Raw genomic sequence first — 19,194 nt, 5'->3', positions numbered from 1 at the left:
GACAGCGGCGCCGCAACGCAGGCGCCGCAGGCATGGGACATATATATGTATCGACGCGCTACGGCACGCCAGGCACGCCGCGCCGGCGTTGCGGGACGCCGCCCATCGGCGCGGCCATCGCCGCGCCGGTCCGCTCAGTGGCGCTGCTGCAGGAACCAGTTCGCCGCGCCGATCACCCCGAGCTGGCCATGCTCGACCAGCTTCACCGGGATCTGCTCCAGCGCAGGACGCATCGCGCCCTTGTTCAAGTAGCGCTCGACGAAGCTGCTGGCGGACAGGAACGCGCCGATCTGCGGCAGGAAGCCGCCGGCCAGATAGATGCCGCCCTGCACGCCGTACAGCAGCGCCATATCGCCGACCACGCTGCCGAGCAGGCCGCAGAACGCGGACAGTGCCTCGTGCGCGAGCGGATCGTCGCCGGCCAGCGCAGCCGCGGTGATGTCGCTCGGTGCGGCATGCGCAGGCGTGGCGCCACGCAGCTCGCACAACGCGCGATAGAGATTGAGCAACCCGGGGCCGGACAGGAAATGCTCCATCGGCACATAGGAGCGATCGCGCAACAGCCGCTGCGCCAGCGCCAGTTCCAGATCGTTGCCGATCGGCAGCGCGGCATGGCCGGCCTCGGTGGCCAGCACCATGGCGCCGCCCTGGGTCGGAATCCACACCGCGGCGCCGAGACCGGTGCCCGGACCGATCACCAGCGCAGGCCCGCGCTGCGCCTTGCGCGGCCCGGTCAGATGCAGCACTTCGCTGGCGTCCATCGACGCGGCCGCATACGCCACCGCTTCGAAATCGTTGACCAGATGCAATGCCTTCATGCCCAGGCGCTCGCGAATTTCCGGCGGCGACAGCGTCCACGGCAGATTGGTGGTGATGACGCGACCATCTTCGAGCGCGTAACCGGCGCTGGCGATCACCCCACGGGTCGGCTTCGGCCCCTGCACCTGGCCCAGGAACTCGCCGATGATCTCGGCCAGACCGGGATAGTCGGCGCAGCGGTATTTGCGATAGTCCAGCACATCGACGGACGGCGCCGGGCCGGCACCGGCAGCGCGTGCGACCAGGCCGATCCGGACATGGGTTCCGCCGACATCGGCAGCAATGAAGGGCTCGGCGCGCGGCACGGCCGCTGCCACTGATGAACTGCTTGCGGACACATCTTCTCCCGTTGCGCCAGAGCAGGCGCACGCCGATTCGGCAGATTGATCGATCGAGTGTCGGACCACCTTGACAACGTTGTCAAGATGAATTTCACCCGTTTGTCGTTTTGTCTTCACCACTGCGACTTCATCGGCCGGATCGCCCGGCCGTTCGAGTGGTCGATCGCATGGCGCGTTGCATGGGTGAACATCCGTCGCAAAATTTCGCCGCATTGCACAAATTTCTGCCACACGCCCGGCCAACCGGCAGCGCCTGCCACACCAGGGCCTCGCGGCCAACGCAGGCCCGTTGCACCCATCCGCGGGCATGTTTTCTTTTGTAGACAAGCACCTAGGAGACGCGGCGGAAGGGCCGCGAAAGCCTCCGGAAAGATGCCGCGGCGAGCCTTGCTTGCATTCGTCAAAACCACGTGAAACGGGTGTTGACAACGCTGTCAGCGCTACGACAGACTCGGCTCACACAAGTTTTACAACTTCAAGACATGCCACGTTCAGGGGATTCAGACACAGCGACGCATCGCCGCTCCTCCCGCGCCAAGTGGCAGGACGCGCGCTGACGCTGCGACCGGCATCCCCGAACCGACGAAACCACGCCCCGAGCCGGGCCGGACGCAGCGGCGTCCGGATCAGGCGACAAGGTGCACTGCTGTATTGCTGGACTTGGTTGTTACCTGCAGGAACACAGGAAGGACTGGCGCCCTCGATGCCGCCGGTTGGCTACTTCCGCGTCAGCGACCGGACGACGCGCATCGAGATGCGATCCGCGCAGCGCCACCAGGCGCGGCGCCATCCACAAGGCCGGGCAGCGGCCAGCACGCCGGAACATCGGTTGGCACCTCATGCCCAAGTACTCACCCAGAGGTTTAGCCAATGAATAGCCGCACCACTACCTTAGCCCTCAGCATCATGGCCGCGCTGTACCTGTCCGGTAACGCCGCCGCGCAGGAAGCGCCCGCTTCCGCCAACGCGGATTCCAAGAACGTCCAGCAGCTGGATGCCATCACCGTCACCGGTTACCGCGCCTCGCTGGAGAAGAGCCAGTCGGTGAAGCGCTCGGCCAACTCCATCGTCGATGCGATCAGCGCCGAGGACATCGGCAAGTTCCCGGACACCAATGCCGCCGAGTCGCTGGCGCACCTGCCGGGCATCAGCGTGGACCGCCAGTTCGGCGAAGGCGAGAAGGTCAGCATCAACGGCACCGACCCGGCGCTGAACCGCGTGCTGCTCAATGGCCAGACCATCGCCTCGGGCGACTGGGGCGGCAACCCGACCGACACCAGCGGCCGCACCTTCAACTACACCCTGCTGTCGCCGGAAATCATCGGCCTGATGGAGGTCTACAAGACCCCGGAAGCCCGCATCGACGAAGGCTCGATCGGCGGCACCGTGATCGTGCACACCCGCAAGCCGCTGGACCTGCCGAAGAACACCATCCGCGGCTCGATCGGCTACAACTACAACGACCGTTCGGAAGAAGGCAATCCGCGCGGTTCGGCGCTGTGGAGCTGGAAGAACGACGACGAGACCTTCGGCGCGTTGATCTCCGCCACCCACGACAAGGAAGATCTGTCGCGCGCCGGCATCGAGTTCTTCGGCTACAACACCGGCGCCGGCATCCCGCCGACCGCGCGCATCTCCGGCGACGGTGGTAACGTCGCGACCGCCAAGATCCCGGTGGGCATCAACAGTTCCTTCTTCCAGCAGACCCGCGAGCGCAACGGCCTGCAGGGCGCACTGCAGTGGAAGCAGAACGATCAAAACGAGTTCAACCTGACCGGCCTCTACATCAAGGGCAAGTACAACAACTTCAGCGAATCGCGCTACGTCTGCCCGGGCTGCGGCGACCAGGACAAGATCACCAGCGCGACCGTGCAGAACGGTTACATCACCCAGGCCACGGTCACCGACGGCGCCGGCAACGGCAAGCAGCCGTATGCGCAGTTGGACACCAACTACCGCGAAAGCACCGTCACCACCAAGAGCCTGAACCTGCGCCACGACTTCTATGGCGACAAGTGGGTGTTCACCTCGCAGGTTGGCACCACCGAGGCCACCGGCGGCAAGAACCCCGAGTACCTGATGAAGTATCTGCTGCAGGACGGCGGCTACAACTTCAACTATGACGGCAGCCACACCGGCGTTACCTACGACAACAACAACGCGTCGAACTGGGGCCTGAAGACCGGCCAGCAGGCTGGCGGCATCGAATACACCACGACCAAGGACAAGGAAAAGTACTTCCAATTCGATGCCGCGCGCGACCTGGACTGGGGCCCGCTGAACAAGCTGCAGGTCGGCTACAAGTACATCAACCACGACAACGGCCAGCAGTCCCGCGGCAACTCGCTGTTTGCCAATCAGGACGTGCTGCTCACCGCCTTCAATCCGGGCACCACGCCGAACGGACTGTATGACGGCTTGGGTGCGAGCGGCGATCTGGTCAACTGGCCGACCGCCAATTTGAACTCGGTCCTAAGCTATCTGAAGGGGCTCCCGCAGGGTGCCTACGAAGAGAAGTACGGCCAGGAGTTCAACGTCAAGGAGATCACCAGCGATCTGTACGCCCAGCTGAACTTCGAGTCTGGCAAGTGGCGCGGCAACCTGGGTGTTCGCTACGTGGACACCAAGGACAAGTCCTCGTACTGGCAGAGCAATACCGCTGCAAACGGCGTGACCACCTACACTCCGATCGAGGTCTCCAAGCAGTACTACAAGCCGCTGCCGAGCTTCAACATTGCGTACGATCTGGACGAAGACAAGGTGCTGCGTTTCTCGGTCGCCAAGGTCATCGCACGTCCGCGCTACGGCGATCTGGCCGGCTCCTTCCAGATCAACAGCAACGGCTCCAACTTGACCGCGAGCGGTGGCAATCCGGATCTGAAGCCCTACGAATCCACCAACTACGATCTGGCCGCCGAGTGGTATTTCGCACCGTCCAGCATGCTGTCGGCTGAAGTGTTCTACCGCGACATCAGCTCTTACATCGTCTCGAACACGACGACCGAGATCCTGAGCGATCCGCAGAAGGGCATCTTCAATCAGCCGTACAGCGTGACCCGGCCAATGAACGTGTCCGACGCCAAGGTCAAGGGCGCCTCGCTGAACTACCAGCAGGCCTTCGGCTACGGCTTCGGTCTGCAGGCGAACTACACCTACGCCACCGCCGACGCCAGCACCGGCCTGAACCTGCCGTACCTGTCGAAGAACACCTACAACGTGATCCCCTACTGGGAAAACGGTCCGTGGATGGTGCGCCTGAATTACAGCTACCGCTCCAAGTACTTCACCCAGGTCGGCCGCCTGAACTCGCAGGTGTTCACCGACGAGTACAAGCAGCTGGACCTGACCGCCTCGTACGAGATCAACGACTGGATGAGCGTGAGCTTCAGCGCGACCAACCTGCTCGACTCGACGTACTACTGGTACAACGAGGTCAAGTACGCGCCGATCGGCATGTACAAGAACGGCCGCGGCTACCAGGCGCAGCTGAACTTCAAGTTCTGATGTAGCACCGGCGCGCCACCGTCCCTCCACGGTGGCGCGCTTTTTCGTGTCCGGCGCGGCGGCGCCGGCATCGTCTTCTGCAACAAGGAGTGCCGTTCCATGACGACCGAGACCCGCCCCAGTGCGGACCGATCCCGCCACGCCGGAGCCGCACGCCAGACCCTGGCCAGCGCGCTGGCCCTCATGCTCGCGCTGACGGCCCTGCCCGCCGGCGCCGCGGATGCGCCGTCGCCGACCGCGCCCACCGCCACCACCCTCAGTCCGGAACAGATCGACCAGCAGTGGCTGCAGGCCACCGCCAAGTACGCGCCCGAACGCGCGCGGCTGGTGCGCGAAGCCAACGATGGCGCGCGCGGCGGACCGTTCCGACCCGACTGGACCTCGCTCAAGCAGTACCGCTCGCCGTCCTGGTACGACAACGCCAAGTTCGGCATCTTCATCCATTGGGGCGTGTTCTCGGTGCCGGCCTTCGGCAACGAGTGGTATTCGCGCAACATGTACCAGCAGGGCAGCAAGGACTACCTGCACCATCGGGAAACCTACGGCCCGCAGTCGCGCTTCGGCTACAAGGACCTGATCCCGCTGTTCACCGCGCCCAAGTTCGATCCGCAGGCCTGGGCCACCCTGTTCCGCGATGCCGGCGCCCGCTACGTGGTGCCGGTGGCCGAACACCACGACGGCTTCGCGATGTACGACTCGCAGCTGTCGGACTGGACCGCGGTCAAGATGGGCCCCAAGCGCGACGTGCTCGGCGAGCTGTCCAAGGCGATCCGCGCACAGGGCCTGCATTTCGGCCTGTCCTCGCACCGCGCCGAGCACGACTGGTTCTTCGACGGCGGCCGCCAGTTCGACTCGGACGTCAACGACCCGCGCTACGCCGGCCTGTACGGCCCGGCGCAGATCCGCCTGCCGGGCAAGGACGACGCCGACGTCACCAACGACTGGACCCCGGTGTCGCAGGCCTGGCTGGACGACTGGCTGGCGCGTACCACCGAGCTGATCGACCGCTACGACCCGGACCTGATCTATTTCGACTGGTGGATCGCGCACCCGACCTTCCGCGGCACCCTGCCGACCATGCTGTCGTATTACTACAACCACGGCGCGGCCAAGGGCGGCGTGGTGGTGAACTACAAGCTCGGCGCCTTCCCCGAGGGCGCCGGCACTCTGGACATCGAGCGCGGCCAGCTCACCGGCATCCATCCCACGCACTGGCAGACCGACACCTCGGTCAGCAACGCCTCGTGGGGCTATGTCGAGAACGACACCTACAAGACGCCGACCTTCATCATCCACATGCTGGTGGACGTGGTCAGCAAGAACGGCAACCTGATGCTCAACATCGGTCCGCGCGCCGACGGCTCGATCCCGGACACCGAACGCGCGATCCTGCTGTCGATCGGCAAGTGGCTCAAGACCAACGGCGAGGCGATCTACGACAGCACGCCGTGGCGCAGCTACGGCGAAGGCCCGACCGAAGTGGTCGGCGGCACCTTCCAGGACACCAAGACCAAGCCGTACACGCCCGAGGATTTCCGCTTCACCACCGGCCACGGCGCGCTGTACGCGATCGAGCTGAGCTGGCCGGCCGATGGCCAGGCGCTGATCCGCTCGCTGAAGCCGGCCGATGGCGTGCGTGGCGTCACCCTGCTCGCCAACGGCAAGCCGGTGCCGTTCGAGCAGCGCGCCGACGGCCTGCACCTGCGCCTGCCGGCCAAGCCGGTGGGCGAACACGCCTACGTATTCCGCATCGACCTGTCCTCCCCCACTCCGCCAACGGATCCCTCCCGATGATGAAGCGTTTCGCAGGGCTGCTGTTCGCCCTCGCCCTGGCCTGCGGGCCGGCCATGGCCAAGAACCCGACTGCGCTGTTCTATCTGATGAACACGCAGAAATCGACCAATTCGTTCCTGGCCCACCTCGACAAGATCGACGTGGTGGTGCCGACCTGGTACGGCGTGGACCAGAGCGGCCTGGTCAACGGCACCCCGAACATGTACCTGTACGAGATCGCCAAGCAGCACAAGCTGCGGGTGATGCCGATCCTGTCGATGACCGCCGGCCGCGAGGGCTTCCACAAGCTGCTGCACGACGAGGACGCCAAGCAGCGCATGATCCAGGCGCTGCTGATCCACGGCCGCAAGCACGGCTACTACGGCTTCCAGTTCGATTTCGAGAGCATCGCCTGGACCGACCGCGACGCCTACTCGCTGATGGTCAAGCAGACCGCCGAGGCGCTGCACAAGGCCGGCTTCAAGCTGTCGGTGGCGGTGGTGCCGAACGCGCCTGGCTATGCCGAGGGCGGCGCCTTCGCCAAGTGGATGTGGGAGTACTGGCGTGGCGCCTACGACCTCAAGGCGCTGAGCGCCTCGGCCGACCTGATCAGCCTGATGACCTACGACCAGCACACCCGCTGGACCGCGCCCGGCCCGGTGGACGGCATGGTGTGGATGAAGAAGCACCTGGACTACGCGCTGACCCAGGTGCCGAAGGACAAGCTGTCGCTGGGCATCGCCACCTATGGCTACCGCTGGTACACCGGCAATCCGGTCAAGCCCGACGGTACCGAAGCCTCGAACATCACCGCCGACTACATCGATGCCGACGAATCGTTCCCGCTGGCGGAAGAGCAGCACGCCACCGTGCAATGGGACCCGGTGGAGCAGGAATCGTGGTTCTACTTCTACCGCGACGACATGCGCGAATGGGTGTTCCGCCCGGACGCGCGCAGCTTCCGCGCCCGCTACGAGCTGACCAAGCAGTACGGTCTGGAAGGCTTCAGCTGCTGGGTGCTGGGCGCCGAAGATCCCAAGGTCTGGGACGAACTGCCGACCGCGGCGCGCTGAGCGGCCGCACGATCGCGATGCGACACAGGAGGCACGCGGCGCGCAGCGAACGCGCCGCGCTCACCCCAGGCTACCTCACAGCCTCTACGATATGCATCTCGATCGCTTGAGGTAGACCGATGACTGCAGTGGGTGCATACCCCCGATTGCCACACCGCCCGATGCCCGCCGCCGCGCGCATCGCGGCGGCCTCCCGCAACGCCTGGCTGGGGTTGTCCCTGCTCGCCTGTGGCAGCCTGCTCGGCGGCTGCGACCGCGCTCCGTCGCCAGCGCCGGCGCCCACGGCCAAGCCCGCCGCGGCGCCGCCGCCGGCCCCGAAACACGATGACGACGACGACAAGACGCCGCTGCCGCTGATCCCGGCGCCAGCCAAGGCCGAGCGCGACGGCGGCACCCTGACCATCGGCACCGGCGCCGTGCTGTCGGTGCCGCTCGACGACGCCGGCGCGCAGCGCGTGGCGCAGCAACTGTCGCAATTGCTGAGCAAGACCCGCGGCCTGTCGCTGGAGGTGCGTGCGGAGACCATCCCCGCCGACGGCAGCATCCGCCTGCAGCTCAATCCCAATACCGAGGTCGCGCAGGCCGAGGGCTACACGCTGGACGTGGACCCGCGCACCATGCTGATCCAGGCGCGCGAGGAGCGCGGCCTGTTCTACGGCGCGATCAGCGCCTGGCAGTTGATGACCCCCGACGCCGGCAAGGGCGAGGTGGACGTGCCGCAGGTGCATATCCGCGACTGGCCGCGCTTCGGCTGGCGCGGCGTGCTGCTCGACGTGGCGCGGCACTTCCACAGCCCCGACACGGTCAAGCGCCTGCTCGACGCCATGGCCCAGCACAAGCTCAACGTGCTGCACCTGCACCTGACCGACGACCAGGGCTGGCGCATCGAGATCAAGCGCTATCCCAAGCTCACCGAGATCGGCGCCTGGCGCACCCCGCCCGGCGCGGGCACCCACGGCCTGCCCGATCGCTACGGCGGCTTCTACACCCAGGACCAGATCCGCGACCTGGTGGCCTACGCCGCCGAACGCCACATCACCATCGTGCCGGAACTGGACATGCCCGGGCACGCGCAGGCGGCGGTGGCGGCGTACCCGGAACTGGTGGGGGTGACCCGGCAACGGCCCAAGGTGTCGGTGGACTGGGGCGTCAATCCGTACCTGTTCAACACCAACGACAAGAGCATGACCTTCATCCGCGGCGTGCTGGATGAAGTGCTGCAGCTGTTCCCTTCGCCGTACATCCACATCGGCGGCGACGAAGCGGTCAAGGACCAGTGGGAACGCTCGCCGGCGGTGCGCGCGCAGATGCGCAAGCTCGGCATCAAGGACGCGCACGCGCTGCAGGGCTGGTTCAACCAGCAACTGGCCGATTACCTGACCCAGCACCAGCGGCGCCTGATCGGCTGGGACGAGATCCTGGAAGGCGGGTTGCCGGCCAGTGCGTCGGTGATGTCCTGGCGCGGCGTGGACGGCGCGGTCGCCGCCGCCAAGCAAGGCCACGACGTGGTGCTGGCACCGGCCGGCTGGATGTACCTGGACAATCTGCAGAGCGCACGCAACGACGAGCCCAACGGCCGCCTGGCCACGCTGCCGCTGCAGAAGGTCTATGGCTTCGACCCGGTGCCGGCGGCGCTCAGCGCCGAGGAGAGCAAGCACGTGCTCGGCGTGCAGGCGGCGCTGTGGAGCGAGTACATCCCCTCCACCTGGCATATCGACCATGCGCTGTTCCCGCGGCTGAGCGCGGTGGCCGAGGCGGGTTGGTCGCCGATGGCCGCACGCGACTGGAACGGCTTCCTGCAGCGCATGCCGGCGCAGCTGGACCGCTACCGCCTGCAGGGCATCGCCTACGGCGACGGCGCCTTCGCCGCAGACATCGCCGTGCAGGGCGGCGACAACGCCGCGCTGGACAGCGGGAAGGCCACCGTGGTGCTGGGCAACCAGGCCAAGTTCGGCAGCTTCCGCTACACCACCGACGGCAGCGAGCCCAAGGCCGACTCGCCGCGCTACACCGCGCCGTTCGCGGTGACCCTGCCGGTGACCGTGCGCGCGGCCACCTACGCCGACGACGGCCGCCTGCTGGCCGCGCCGCGCAGCCGCATCCTCGACCGCGCCAACCTGCTCAGCCGCGACACCCAGGGCCTGGCCTCGTGCGAAGGCGGCGAGCTGGGCCTGCGCGTGCCGCTGCTGCCGGATCTGGCCGACCAGGACACGCCGGTGTTCAACATAGACCTGTTCACCAGTTGCTGGCGCTACGCCGACGCGCGGCTGGACGGCATCGACCGCATCCGCATCGACGCCGCCCGCCTGGCGCGCAACTACGGGCTGGCGCACGACCAGGCCAAGGTCAAGCGCTACCCGGCGCACAGCCCGCGCGGCGAGTTCGAAGTGCGGCTGGGCGACTGCAAGGGCAAGCTGCTGGCGCGGTTGCCGCTGCCGGCCGGCAAGACCCTGGGCGACCAGTTCACGCTGGAAGCGCGGCTGCCCAGGCAGAGCGGCGTGCACGACCTGTGCCTGCGCTCCACCGCGCCGATCGCCGGCCCGTACTACGCCATCGGCGCCGTCCATCTGATCGACACCGCGGCGCAGGCGCCCCCCGCCGCCGCGCACTGACCACGGAGACCCTCGCATGACCCTGCCGCCCCGCCGCCCCCGTTCCGCGCCGCGCACGCGCCTTCCTGCCCGCCTCGGGCTGCTGCTGGCGCTGGCCTTGCCGGCGCTGGGCCAGGCGGCGGCGCCGGCGACGCTGTCGCTGCAACAGGGCTGGCAGGTGCGGCTGGCGCCGGGCGATGCCAACGCCAAGGCGCACCCGAAGGCCGCACAATGGCTGCCGGCGCAGGTGCCGGGCACGGTGCAGACCGACCTGATCGCCGCCGGGGTGGTGCCGGATCCGTTCTATCGCGACAACGAAGCGCAGATCCAGTGGGCCGGGCTCAGCGACTGGCAGTACCAGACCCGATTCCAGGTCGATGCGGCCCTGCTGGCGCGCCCGCACCTGGAACTGGTGTTCGACGGGCTGGACACCTTCGCCGAGGTCTACCTCAACGGCAAAAAACTGCTGGCCGCCGACAACATGTTCCGGCAGTGGCGGGTCGACGCCAAACCGTTGCTCAAGCGCGGCGACAACGTGCTGGAAGTGCGCATCGCCTCGCCGATCAAGAAGATCCAGCCGTGGCTGTCAAAGCAGCCCTATGCGCTGCCCGGCGCCTACGATTCGGCGTTCGGCGACGAGCCGGTGGCGCGGCACAGCTCCACCTACGTGCGCAAGGCACCTTACAACTTCGGCTGGGATTGGGGCCCGCGCATCGTCACCGCCGGCATCTGGCAGGGCGTGCGCCTGGAGGCCTGGGACGCGCTGCGCGTGGACGGCCTGCGCATCGCTCAGCAGCGCGTCGACGCCGACGCGGCGCAGTTGCTGGCGCAGTTGCAGGTGCAGGCCGGCCGCAGCGGCGAGGTGCAACTGGACCTGGACGTGCTCGGCCCCGACGGCCAGCGCGTCGGCCAGTTCAGCCAGCGCGCGGTCGTCGATCCGGGTGCCAATACGCTGACCTTGCCGGTACGCATCGCCAAGCCGCGGCGCTGGTTCCCGGCCGGCTATGGCCGCCAGGACCTGTACACGTTCAAGGCGCAGCTGCGCGATGCCGCGGGCGAGCGCTTCGAGGCGCAGCGCGTCACCGGCCTGCGCAGCGTCGAACTGCGCCGCGAGAAGGACCAGTGGGGCAAGAGCTTCGCCCTGGTGGTCAACGGCATCCCGGTGTTCGCCAAGGGCGCCAACCTGATTCCGTTCGACAGCTTCCCCACCCGCGTCGACGCCGCGCGCATGCGCGGCTTCCTGCAGTCCGCGCGCGACGCCAACATGAACATGCTGCGCATGTGGGGCGGCGGTCACTACCAGCCGGACAGCTTCTACGAGGACGCCGACCGCCTGGGCATCATGATCTGGCAGGACTTCATGTTCGGCGGCGCGATCCCGCCCTACGATGTCGCCTTCCGCGAGAACACCCGCGCCGAGGCCGAAGAGCAGGTGCGGCGCCTGGGCGATCACCCCAGCATCGTCATCTGGTGCGGCAACAACGAAGTGCAGACCGGCTGGGAGAACTGGGGCGACCGGGTCAAGTTCAAGCAGTCGATCGACCCGGAAGAGCGCGAGCGCATCGTCCGCGGCATGACCACGCTGTTCGGCACGGTGCTGCGCGAGGCGGTGCAGAAGTACGACAGCGACACCCCGTACTGGGCGACCTCGCCGGGCACCGATTTCGACGGCGCCGCCGACCAGCCCGACGACGGTGACATGCACTACTGGAAGGTCTGGGGCGGCCCGGCGCTGCCGGTCACCGAGTACCTCAACGTGACCCCGCGCTTCATGTCCGAATACGGCCTGCAGTCGTTCCCCGAGATGCGCACCATCCGCGCCTTCGCCGAACCCGGCGACCTGAAGCCGGAATCGCCGGTGATGCGCGCGCACCAGAAGTTCGACAAGGGCAACGGCAACCAGCGCCTGCTGCTTTACATCCGCCGCGCCTTCGGCGAGCCCAAGGACTTCGCCAGCTTCGTCTACCTGAGCCAGATCATGCAGGCCGAGGGCATCACCCTGGCCGCCGAACACCTGCGCGCCTCGCGGCCGCAATCGATGGGCTCGCTGTACTGGCAGCTCAACGACGTGTGGCCCGGCGCCTCGTGGTCGAGCCTGGACTACTTCGGCCGCTGGAAGGCGCTGCAGTACCATGCGCGCCGCTTCTACGCGCCGGAACTGATCGCCGCACTGCGCGACGACAAGGGCCAGACCACCGTGTCGCTGGTTTCCGACCGCACCACGCCGCTGGCCGCGCGCTGGCGCATGCGGGTGATGGACCTGTCCGGCAAGGTGCTGAGCAAGACCGAGAAGCCGGTGACCCTGGCGCCGCTGTCCAGCGTGCGCGTGGGCAGCTTCAGCGATGCGCAGTTGCTGCGCCGCGCCGATCCGCGCCGCAGCGTGGCGGTGTTCGAGCTGCTCGACGGCGAGCGCGTGCTGTCGCGCACCCTGGTGTACTTCGACGCGGCCAAGCGCCTGCAGTGGCCGCAGGCCGACATCCGCAGCGAGCTGCGCGCCGATGGCGACGGCTACGCGCTGACCCTGAGCAGCGCCACCCTCGCCGCGCAGGTATGGCTGAGCTTCGGCGACCTCGACGTGACCCTGTCCGACAACGCCTTCGACCTGCTGCCGGGCGAACCGCTGACCGTGCGCGTGCACAGCAGCGCCACCCTGGAGCAGGTGCGCGCGGCGCTGCAGGTGCGCGATCTGGGCGGAACGATGGCTGGCGCGCCGGCCGAACCGGCGGAGGCGAAGTGATGGGCAAGCCGATGTCGCAGGCGGGCGTCACCTTGTGGGAGGGACTTCAGTCCCGAGGGGGCGTTACCGGTAAAGCGTCGGGACGGAAGTCCCTCCCACAAAAGCGCCTCTACCTGGCGCTGTGTGCGATCGGCCTGTTCGCCGCCCCGCTCGCCCATGCCGACGAGGCCGAGGACCGCGCCGCCGCGCTGGTGGCGAAGATGACCCGCGCCGAGAAGATCGCGCAGGCGATGAACGCTGCGCCGGCGATCCCGCGCCTGGGCGTGCCGGCCTACGAGTGGTGGAGCGAGGGCCTGCACGGCATCGCCCGCAACGGCGAGGCCACGGTGTTCCCGCAGGCGATCGGCCTGGCCGCGACCTGGAACGCCGAGCTGCTGCACGACGTCGGCACCGTCACCTCCACCGAGGCGCGGGCCAAGTTCAACCTCGCCGGCGGACCCGGCAAGGACCATCCGCGCTACGCCGGGCTGACCATCTGGTCGCCCAACATCAACATCTTCCGCGACCCGCGCTGGGGCCGCGGCATGGAGACCTACGGCGAGGATCCCTACCTCACCGGACGGCTGGCGGTCGGCTTCATCCACGGCCTGCAGGGCGACGATCCGGCGCATCCGCGCACCATCGCCACGCCCAAGCACCTGGCCGTGCACAGCGGGCCGGAACCGGGCCGCCACGGTTTCGACGTGGACGTGTCGCCGCACGATTTCGAGGCGACCTATTCGCCGGCGTTCCGCGCCGCCATCGTCGACGGCCAGGCCGGCTCGGTGATGTGCGCGTACAACTCGCTGCACGGCACGCCCGCCTGCGCCGCCGACTGGCTGCTCGACGGCCGCGTGCGCGGCGACTGGGGCTTCAAGGGGTTCGTGGTGTCCGATTGCGATGCGATCGACGACATGACCCAGTTCCACTACTACCGCCCCGACAATGCCGGCTCGTCCGCGGCCGCGCTCAAGGCCGGGCACGATCTGAACTGCGGCTACGCCTACCGCGAGCTCGGCATCGCCTTCGACCGCGGCGAAGCCGACGAAGCCCTGCTCGACCGCTCGCTGGTGCGCCTGTTCGCCGCGCGCTACCGGCTCGGCGAACTGCAGCCGCGGCGCAACGATCCGTATGCGCGGCTGGGCGCCAGGGACATCGACAGCGCCGCGCACCGCGCGCTGGCGCTGCAGGCCGCACAGCAATCGCTGGTGCTGCTGAAGAACGCCAACGCCACCCTGCCGCTGCGCCCGGGCCTGCGCCTGGCCGTGCTCGGCCCCAACGCCGACGCGCTGGCCGCGCTGGAAGCCAATTACCAGGGCACCTCGGTGCAGCCGGTGACGCCGCTGCAAGGGCTGCGCACGCGCTTCGGCGCCGCCCAGGTCGCCTATGCGCAGGGCGCGCCGCTGGCCGCCGGCGTGCCCGGCATGATCCCCGAGACCGCCCTGCGCAGCGACAGCAAGCCCGGGCTGCGCGGCGAGTACTTCGACAACCTGGACCTGGCCGGCACGCCGCGCGTGCAGCGCCAGGACCGCGTGGTCGGCTTCAACTGGGACCACGTGGCCCCGGCCAAGGGCGTGGACAAGGATCGCTACTCGGTGCGCTGGAGCGGCGAACTGCTGCCGCCCGGCCCCGGCGACTACACCCTGGCGGTGCGGGTGGCGCGCTGCTTCGACTGCACCGGCCACGACCCGGTGCGCCTGTACGTCGACGACCAGTTGGTGATCGCCGGCAACGCCGAGGACAAGCACCTGCCGGCCGGCATGCACAACGCCGACGGCCGCAACGTCGAGGCGGTGCTGCATTTCGATGACGCGCGGCCGCGCCGCATCCGCCTGGAGCTGGAGCACCGCGGCCAGGACCAGGGCCTGCGCCTGGAGTGGCTGGCGCCGCCGGCGCTGCAGCTGGCCGAGGCCGAACGCGCGGTGGCGCAGGCCGACGCGGTGGTGGCCTTCGTCGGCCTGTCGCCGGACGTGGAAGGCGAGGAACTGCGCATCGACGTGCCCGGCTTCGACGGCGGCGACCGCAACGACCTGGCCCTGCCGGCGGCGCAGCAGGCGCTGCTGGAACGGGCCAAGGCCAGCGGCAAGCCGCTGGTCGTGGTGCTGATGAGCGGCAGCGCGGTGGCGTTGAACTGGGCCAAGCAGCATGCCGACGCGATCATCGCCGCGTGGTATCCGGGCCAGTCCGGCGGCACCGCCATCGCCCAGGCGCTGGCCGGCGACATCAACCCCGGCGGGCGCCTGCCGGTGACCTTCTACCGCTCCACCAAGGACCTGCCGCCCTACGTCAGCTACGACATGAAGGGCCGCACCTACCGCTACTTCAAGGGCGAGCCGCTGTTCCCGTTCGGCTACGGGCTGAGCTACACCCAGTTCGCCTACGACGCGCCGCAGCTGTCGGCCGCGACGCTGCAGGCCGGCCAGCCGCTGCAGGTGAGCACCACCGTGCGCAACACCGGCGCACGCGCCGGCGACGAGGTGGTGCAGGTCTACCTGCAGTACCCGCAGCGCGCGCAGTCGCCGCTGCGCAGCCTGGTCGGCTTCCAGCGCGTGCACCTGCAGCCGGGCGAGGCGCGCACGCTGCGCTTCGCGCTGGACCCGCGCCAACTCAGCGACGTCGACCGCAGCGGCCAGCGCGCGGTCGAGGCCGGCGACTACCGCCTGTTCGTCGGCGGCGGCCAGCCCGGTACCGGCGCCCCCGGCGAGGACGCGGCGTTCTCGATCAGCGGGCGCATGGCCCTGCCGAAGTGAGCGGCGGGGCCGCCCACGGCCCCTGTCTACGAAATGCGCCAGCGCATGCGGCGGTGCAGCGTAACGGCCCGGCGCGCTGCCGCCGCCGGGCGCCATCCCCGCACGTTGCAGCGTCCTGCTAATTTATTTTTCACAACCTATTGACAGTCTTCCGGGACAGAGGTATCGATAACACGTCGGTGCCACGCATCGACGATGCCAGACGCGCCGAACGCCGCAGCACTTGCGGCGTTTTCCAGGGCAGTTCCAGGGGTGATGTGCCATGTCATGCAGTCGTCGCAGCCAGGATCGATGCCTCGCCGGAGTTCCGGCGCCCTGCCTGTCGTCCGCGTTCCGCGCGGGCACGCATGGGGGCCGCTGCGCATGACCCGTCGCTACAAGCTGAGCGCGCTGCGTTCGCGCTCCAAGTGCATCGCCGGCTACTCGCCGCCACGCCACTGATCGCCATCTAACGGTCCGCCCAGCCGGCAGACGCCTCGCGTCGGTCGCCGTTCGCTCTGTCCTGTTCGCACGCCCTCCGGCGTGCGGTTCGAGCGCGCGCGCCTTCCGTCCACCGTGTCTGCCTTCCAGGAACGCAGCGGCGCGTCGCCTTCGGCGCGTGCCCGCACCGATCACGATCAGCGAGGTGTCACGTGGCAACCCATCCCCATTGCAAGCGCAAGGCGCTGTGCGCCGCCATCCTGGCCATCACCGGCCTTGCCGCCACCGCACCGGCGCTGGCCGGCACCGTGCAGGGCGAACTCAAGGAGCGCAGCAGCGGCAAGCCCGCCGCCCATGCGAAGGTGGCCATCGCCGGCACCGCGCTCAGCGCCGTCACCGACGCCCAAGGCCGCTTCGTCATCGCCGACGTGCCGGCCGGGCAGTACGCACTGCAACTGGACTATCCCGGTTTCAGCGCGCCGGAAACCACCGTGCAGGTCGCCGACAGCGGCGCCGCCACGGTGTCGATCGCGCTGGACGAGGCCAAGCAGTTGCAGACGATCAGCGTGGCGGCCAACCGCTACGACGCCAGCACGCTGAAGATGAATTCCTCGAACACGGTGGACGTGCTGTCGGCCAACGATCTCGAGCACACCGCCGTGCACAACGTCGCCGAGGCGCTGGGCCTGATCGCCGGCATCAACATCACCTACAGCGGCTCGGGCTACTTCGGCGGCGTCGACGGCGCCGCGCGCGGCGAAGGCATGTTCGCCTCGGTGCGCGGCCTGCCCTCCGAGTACAACGTCAACCTGATCGACGGCGTCACCGTCGCCCAGGGCATGCCGTACAGCCGCAGCGTGCAGTTGAGCCTGCTGCCGCCTTCCGGCCTGCAGACCATCGTCGCCAACAAGACCTCCACCGCCGACATGGACGGCGACGCGATCGGCGGCACCCTGGATTTCCGCACGCCCACTGCCTACGACTACAAGGACGCCACCAGCGGCAGCGTCACCGTCAGCGGCCGCGTCGAGAGCCGCGCCCGCGACTACGGCGGCGACGGCCTCGGCGGCGGCCTGGCCGGCGAGTTCCAGCACAAGTTCGGCGACGAGCAGCAGTTCGGCTTCTACGCCAGCGCCTACTACGACTACCGCACCTCGACCAACAGCGAGGTGGCCGCGGCCACCAGCGCGCTCAACGACGGCTCATGGAAATTCCTGCACGCCAATGCCGACGGCAGCAATGCCGCCGGCTACGCGCCGCAGGACAACCTGACCAGCACCGGCATGAACGTCGGCGTGGTCGCCGGCTGGGAGCGCCGCTACGGCGGCAACGCCGCCTTCGACTGGAACGTGGACGACACCTTGTCGGTGTACGCACGCGCCACCTACGCCTACGCCAAGACCGACCAGGGCACCACCTTCGTGCAGTTGCTGCCGCAGGACGTCAGCTTCGTGCCGACCGCCACGCCTGGCGTGTATTCGCCCAACATCAACCGCATCGCCGCGCGCTTCTGGTACGAGACCAACCCGGAAATCGCCGATCTGGCCACCTTCCAGGTGGGCGCGCGCAAGACCGCCGGCAACTGGACGCTGTCGCCGAACCTGTTCTACAGCTTCGGCGACAACGACCGCCCCGACCACATCGAGATCGACGGGCGCGAGGACAAGTTCAGCCAGGCCAATTTCGCCTACTCCGGCAGCAGCCTGATGCGCTACGGCAGCGGCGCCTTCCCCTATCCGCAGCTGACCCCGGCGCTGCTGGCGCAGGTCAACAACATCCCCTCGCTGTACGCCAGCAGCTACGGCGAATCGACCAAGATCTACTCCGGGCAGAAGAAGGGCGGCGCCAAGTTCGACGCGCGCTACGACTTCGCCGACGGCGCGCTGACCGCGCTGCAGTTCGGCGTGAAGTACAGCAAGAGCAGCCGCCACTACAGCAATCGCGACTGGTGGACCGGCCCGGTGCCCGACACCAGCACGCTCGGCGACCTGGGCATCTTCAACGGCGGCTACGCGGCGATCTTCCCCGGCAAGTACCACTGGGCCACGCCGCGGGTCAGCGAAGGCGCGGTGGCGCAGGTCATCGCCAACCACCTCACCGACGACGACCTGGATACCTGCGGCAGCGCGTTCTACGTCAACAACTACAACTGCAACACCATGCGCGGCACCGAGGCGGTCAGCGCCGCCTACGCGATGGCGACCTTCTCCTTCGGCAGCCTGGAAGTGGTGCCGGGCGTGCGCTTCGAGCACACCAGTATCCACAACACCTTCTGGACCACGCCCACCGACAGCGACGGCAACCAGCAGGTCGGCTATTTCGCCGCCAACAGCACGCATTACGACCAGCCGCTGCCGAGCGTGTTCCTGACCTGGCGCCCGGACAGCGCCACCACCTACCGCGCGGCGCTGTGGACCAGCTATACGCGGCCGGCGTTCGTGCAGTTGGGCGGCGGCAGCCAGATCAACATCTCCAACGGCATCACCACCATCAGCCAGGGCAACCCGGACCTGAAAGCGATCACCTCGACCAACCTGGACCTGTCCGGCGAGTGGGCGACCGACTATGGCGGGTTCTTCTCGGTGGCCGGTTTCTACAAGCGCCTGCATCACTACATCTACGATGCGGGTTCCGGCCAGGCCAATTCGGGCACCAGCGGCAGCGGCACGGTGTTCTACCAGATGCCGACCAACGGCGGCGACGGCCGCGTCTACGGCGTGGAGGTCAGCGCGCGGCAGCGCTTTCAGGATCTGCCGGCGCCGTTCGACGGGCTGGGCGTGAGCGCCAACGCCACGCGCCAGCATGCGCACGCCGATCTGGGGATGGTCGGCTTCGAAGACGAGCAGATGCAGTCGGCGCCGAATGCGATGGCCAATCTGGAATTGTTCTACGAGCGCTCGAAGTTCTCGGTGAACCTGAGCTACCACTTCAGCAGTTCGTATCTGCTGAACTACGATTTCCTGCACCAGAACGCGCCGTGGGACGATCTGTGGGCGCGGCCGACGCGGCGGGTGGATCTGCATGCGGGCTATCGGTTCGACAACGGGGTGAATGTGGATCTGTCGATCTCCAATCTCACCAAGGAATACAGTTACTGGGGCCATGTGGGCCGGCACAATCTGGCGGTGTCGGACATCGTGGATGCCGGCATGATGACGTTGTTGACCGTCAAGTACGCGTTCTAGGCCGCGGCGGCGTGCGCACTGG

The 19,194-nt window shown here is 68.1% G+C and carries 8 protein-coding genes; 7 read left to right on the top strand and 1 reads right to left on the bottom strand.

The window, feature by feature from the left end; all coding sequences use genetic code 11:
- Positions 1–134: 134 nt before the first annotated feature.
- Positions 135–1,157, bottom strand: a complete 1,023-nt coding sequence (locus ACHWVH_RS02170; protein WP_295933121.1) for a glucokinase family protein — start codon at positions 1,155–1,157, stop codon at positions 135–137.
- Positions 1,158–2,030: 873 nt separating this feature from the next.
- Between ACHWVH_RS02170 and ACHWVH_RS02165 the strand changes: the two genes are divergently transcribed.
- The 7 genes from ACHWVH_RS02165 (at position 2,031) to ACHWVH_RS02135 (ending at position 19,172) form a co-directional block, all read left to right on the top strand.
- Positions 2,031–4,664, top strand: a complete 2,634-nt coding sequence (locus ACHWVH_RS02165) for a TonB-dependent receptor (RefSeq protein WP_394686580.1) — start codon at positions 2,031–2,033, stop codon at positions 4,662–4,664.
- 99 nt (positions 4,665–4,763) lie between these two features.
- On the top strand, positions 4,764–6,458 hold the full coding sequence (locus ACHWVH_RS02160) for an alpha-L-fucosidase (protein WP_394686579.1): 1,695 nt from the start codon (positions 4,764–4,766) through the stop codon (positions 6,456–6,458).
- A complete protein-coding gene (locus ACHWVH_RS02155) occupies positions 6,458–7,510 on the top strand; it encodes a glycosyl hydrolase family 18 protein (RefSeq protein WP_017914211.1) in 1,053 nt (350 codons plus the stop codon). Before ACHWVH_RS02160 ends, ACHWVH_RS02155 begins: the two co-directional genes overlap by 1 nt.
- 119 nt (positions 7,511–7,629) lie before the next feature.
- Positions 7,630–10,122 carry a family 20 glycosylhydrolase gene (locus ACHWVH_RS02150; RefSeq protein WP_394686578.1) on the top strand — a complete coding sequence of 831 codons (2,493 nt, stop codon included), beginning with the start codon at positions 7,630–7,632 and terminating at the stop codon, positions 10,120–10,122.
- 16 nt (positions 10,123–10,138) lie between these two features.
- Entirely contained in the window at positions 10,139–12,838 is a 2,700-nt protein-coding gene (locus ACHWVH_RS02145; RefSeq protein WP_394686577.1) for a glycosyl hydrolase 2 galactose-binding domain-containing protein, read from the top strand.
- Positions 12,838–15,567, top strand: a complete 2,730-nt coding sequence (locus ACHWVH_RS02140) for a glycoside hydrolase family 3 C-terminal domain-containing protein (protein ID WP_394686576.1) — start codon at positions 12,838–12,840, stop codon at positions 15,565–15,567. Before ACHWVH_RS02145 ends, ACHWVH_RS02140 begins: the two co-directional genes overlap by 1 nt.
- Positions 15,568–16,199: 632 nt before the next feature.
- Entirely contained in the window at positions 16,200–19,172 is a 2,973-nt protein-coding gene (locus tag ACHWVH_RS02135; protein WP_394686575.1) for a TonB-dependent receptor, read from the top strand.
- Positions 19,173–19,194 lie beyond the last annotated feature (22 nt).

Origin of the sequence: uncultured Xanthomonas sp. (genome assembly GCF_964278005.1) — a bacterium.
Taxonomy (GTDB): domain Bacteria; phylum Pseudomonadota; class Gammaproteobacteria; order Xanthomonadales; family Xanthomonadaceae; genus Xanthomonas_A; species Xanthomonas_A sontii.
The sequence above is the reverse complement of the archived record's forward strand: the minus strand, read 5'-3'. Positions and strand labels throughout refer to the sequence as shown.

Coding starts and splice junctions, on each gene's coding strand:
- ACHWVH_RS02160 (WP_394686579.1), top strand. CDS start 4,764: ATGACGACCGAGACCCGCCCCAGTGCGGACCGATCCCGCCACGCCGGA.
- ACHWVH_RS02145 (WP_394686577.1), top strand. CDS start 10,139: ATGACCCTGCCGCCCCGCCGCCCCCGTTCCGCGCCGCGCACGCGCCTT.
- ACHWVH_RS02165 (WP_394686580.1), top strand. CDS start 2,031: ATGAATAGCCGCACCACTACCTTAGCCCTCAGCATCATGGCCGCGCTG.
- ACHWVH_RS02140 (WP_394686576.1), top strand. CDS start 12,838: ATGGGCAAGCCGATGTCGCAGGCGGGCGTCACCTTGTGGGAGGGACTT.
- ACHWVH_RS02150 (WP_394686578.1), top strand. CDS start 7,630: ATGACTGCAGTGGGTGCATACCCCCGATTGCCACACCGCCCGATGCCC.
- ACHWVH_RS02155 (WP_017914211.1), top strand. CDS start 6,458: ATGAAGCGTTTCGCAGGGCTGCTGTTCGCCCTCGCCCTGGCCTGCGGG.